Origin of the sequence: Kitasatospora sp. NPDC059817, assembly GCF_042731835.1 — a bacterium.
Lineage (GTDB): Bacteria > Actinomycetota > Actinomycetes > Streptomycetales > Streptomycetaceae > Kitasatospora.
In genome coordinates this window covers 7,205-10,288 of record NZ_JBHWIR010000227.1, presented here as the reverse complement: position 1 = coordinate 10,288, position 3,084 = coordinate 7,205, and the positions used below count along the sequence as shown (strand labels likewise).

The following is a 3,084-nucleotide window of genomic DNA, read 5'->3' as shown; positions in this document are numbered from 1 at the left end:
CCCGGGCCCCCCCCCCCCGCACCCCCCCCCCGCGCCCGGGCGGGCCGGTCATCCCCCCGGCCCCCCACCCGGGGGGGGTGGTGGGGCGGGCCGGGGCCCCCCCGCGGCCCCCGGGGGGGCCCCCCCGGGGCGATGGCGCCACTGCCCATCCGCGCCTCGGGAACGGAATCGCCGCACTGCGGACACCGGCAGGGCGGAAAGTTCCGCCGCAGGACGATGCTTTCGCCAGATTGAACGTTCGTCATATCCACCGAATAACTCCTCTCTGTTGCTAACTCCTCACCAAGAGTGGCCAATCGCGGCTAGCATCGGAAGAGCTTCACTTTGACAGCGAGCACTGTGGAAATGGGTGGTTGCCATGCCTCAGCGGGAAGTAGACCCGACCGCATCTCCGAACGCAGCCATCGGCGTTCAGCTCCGGCGCTTCCGCAAGGCGAGAGGGCTCACTCAGATCGAGCTCGGGCGGCGGACCAACTACAGCGATTCGCTCATCTCCATGATCGAGAACGGAGACCGTCCCGCGCCGCTGAACCTCGTCCGGCGATGCGACAAGGAACTCGACACCTGCGAGGCGCTTGAGCTCCTGTACTGGACCGCCAAGAGCACCACCTTGATCGGCGGGTACCTCGCGTACATCGAGCACGAGGCCAAGGCCACCGCCTTCAAGATCTTCCAGCTGAACGTCATCCCGGGACTGCTCCAGACGCGGGGCTACGCATCGGCGCTCATCAGCGCCGCAGCCCAACGAGGTGAGATCCCCGAGGACAAAGTCATCGAACGCCTGAATGTCCGCATGGCGCGGCAGGCCTTGCTGTACCGCGAACCGCCTCCCTCCATCCACATCGTCATGGAGGAGAGCTGCCTGCGAACCGTTGGCGGCCCCTTCGTCATGGCCGAGCAGCTTCGCCGGCTCGAGCGCGTGGCCGGCCTTCCGCACGTCATGCTGCAGATCGCGCCGTCCAGTCTCGGTGAAGGCCTCCCGGCGACCACGCCGTTCACGCTGCTGACCCGCCCGGACGAGAAGTGGATGGCCTACCTCGAAACCATCCAGCGGGGCTACGTCGAACGCGAGGACGAGAACAAGATCCGCTCCCTCACAAGGACTTACCATTGGCTCCAGGCCCAAGCCCTCTCGTGCGAGGACTCGTTGGCCCTCATCCGCGCCCGCCTCAAGGAGTTCCACGCCATGTTCCCCATCCCGACGGTCAAGCCCACGTCCTGGCTGAAGTCCTCGTACAGCAACGGTGGCGGCGAGTGCATCGAGGTCGCACCCGGGCTCCCCGGCATCCTCCCCGTCCGCGACAGCAAGGACCCCGAGGGCCCTCGACTCGCCTTCGGCGCCGACGCCTGGCGCTCCTTCGTCGCCGGCGTCAAGTCCGGTGACTTCGGCACCGTCTGAGATCCAGGCCGCCGGGGTGGCGTCGTCGTTGCGCAGGTGGAAAGCCGGCCGCCAGGACAGTCGGCCGGTTCCGCGAGGTCTTGGCCCCTTCTCTTCGAACCCTGCTCGATATACCGTACATAACGCTTGTTACGTACCGGGCAGGTCAGCGTAGCGAAGCGCCTCGCATCCACCACCCTCACCTGGAGAGTCTGCTGTGACCGAACCCGCCGAGACCATCAAGTACCGCAAGAACGGCCTCACCCGCGGCGTCACGGACGAGCTCGCCGAGAACATGAAGCAGGGCTGGGCCGACACCGAGCGCCTCGCCCTGGAGCCGATCCCGCAGGCCGCGCACACCGCCCGCCGCCGCGCCGAGCTGTCCGCGGCCTTCCCCGGCGAGCGCCTGGTGGTCCCGTCCGGCAACCCGAAGGTGCGGGCCAACGACACCGACTACCCGTTCCGCCCGTCCTCCGACTACGTCTACCTGACCGGCGACCAGTCCCAGGACGCCGTACTGGTCCTGGAGCCGACCGGCGACACCGGCCACCGGGCCGTGCTCTACCTGCGCGACCGTTCCCGGACCGACAACGGCGAGTTCTGGCTGGACAACCACGGCGAGCTGTGGGACGGCCGCCGCAACAGCCTGACCGAGAGCGAGCAGCTGCTCGGCCTACCCTGCCGGGACGTCCGCACCGTCCGCGCGGACCTGGGCACCGCCACCGGCCCGGTGCGCGTGCTGCGCCGCCACGACGCGGGCGTGGAGCAGTCCCTCCAGGGCCGGGCCGTCGCCGAACGGGACGCGGAGTTCGAGGTCTTCCTGTCCGGCCAGCGCCTGGTCAAGGACGAGTTCGAGATCGCCGAGCTGCGCTTCGCCTGCGAGGCCACCGCCCGCGGCTTCGAGGACGTGGTGCGCATCCTCGGCACCGACACCGAGACCCCCGAGCGGCTGATCGAGGGCACCTTCTTCGTCCGCGCCCGGATCGAGGGCAACGACATCGGCTACGGCAGCATCGCCGCGGCCGGCCCGCACGCCACCACCCTGCACTGGGTGCGCAACAACGGCCACGCCAAGCCCGGCGACCTCCTGCTGCTCGACGCCGGCGTGGAGACCAACCGCCTGTACACCGCCGACGTCACCCGCACCCTCCCGGTCAGCGGCCGCTTCACCGACCTGCAACGCAAGGTCTACGACGCGGTGTACGCGGCGCAGGAGGCCGGCATCGCCGCGGTGAAGCCCGGCGCCGACTTCCGCGACTTCCACCACGCCGCCCAGCGCGAGCTCGCCGAACACCTCACCTCCTGGGGCCTGTTCGGCGACCTCACCGCCGACAAGGTGTACGAGCTGGGCCTGCACCGCCGCTTCACCCTGGCCGGCACCGGCCACATGCTCGGCATCGACGTCCACGACTGCGCCCACTCGCGCACCGAGGAGCACGTCGACGGCCCGCTGAAGCCGGGCATGGTGCTCACCGTCGAGCCGGGCATCTACTTCCAGCAGAACGACCTGACCGTGCCCGAGGAGTACCGCGGCATCGGTGTCCGGATCGAGGACGACATCCTGGTCACCGAGGACGGCAACGAGAACCTGTCGGCCGGCCTCCCCCGCACCTCCACCGAGGTCGAGGCCTGGCTCGCCGAACTGCGCGGCTGAGCCGCGACACCGCTGTGGGGGGGCCCCGGGCAGCAGCGGGGGGGCCCCGGGG

2 protein-coding genes are annotated in these 3,084 nt (G+C 69.8%); both read left to right on the top strand.

The window, feature by feature from the left end; genetic code table 11:
- Positions 1-358: 358 nt before the first annotated feature.
- A complete protein-coding gene (locus ACFV61_RS31390) occupies positions 359-1,399 on the top strand; it encodes a Scr1 family TA system antitoxin-like transcriptional regulator (RefSeq protein ID WP_380430084.1) in 1,041 nt (346 codons plus the stop codon).
- A gap of 196 nt (positions 1,400-1,595) precedes the next feature.
- Positions 1,596-3,032, top strand: a complete 1,437-nt coding sequence (locus ACFV61_RS31385) for an aminopeptidase P family protein (RefSeq protein ID WP_380495288.1) — start codon at positions 1,596-1,598, stop codon at positions 3,030-3,032.
- Positions 3,033-3,084 lie beyond the last annotated feature (52 nt).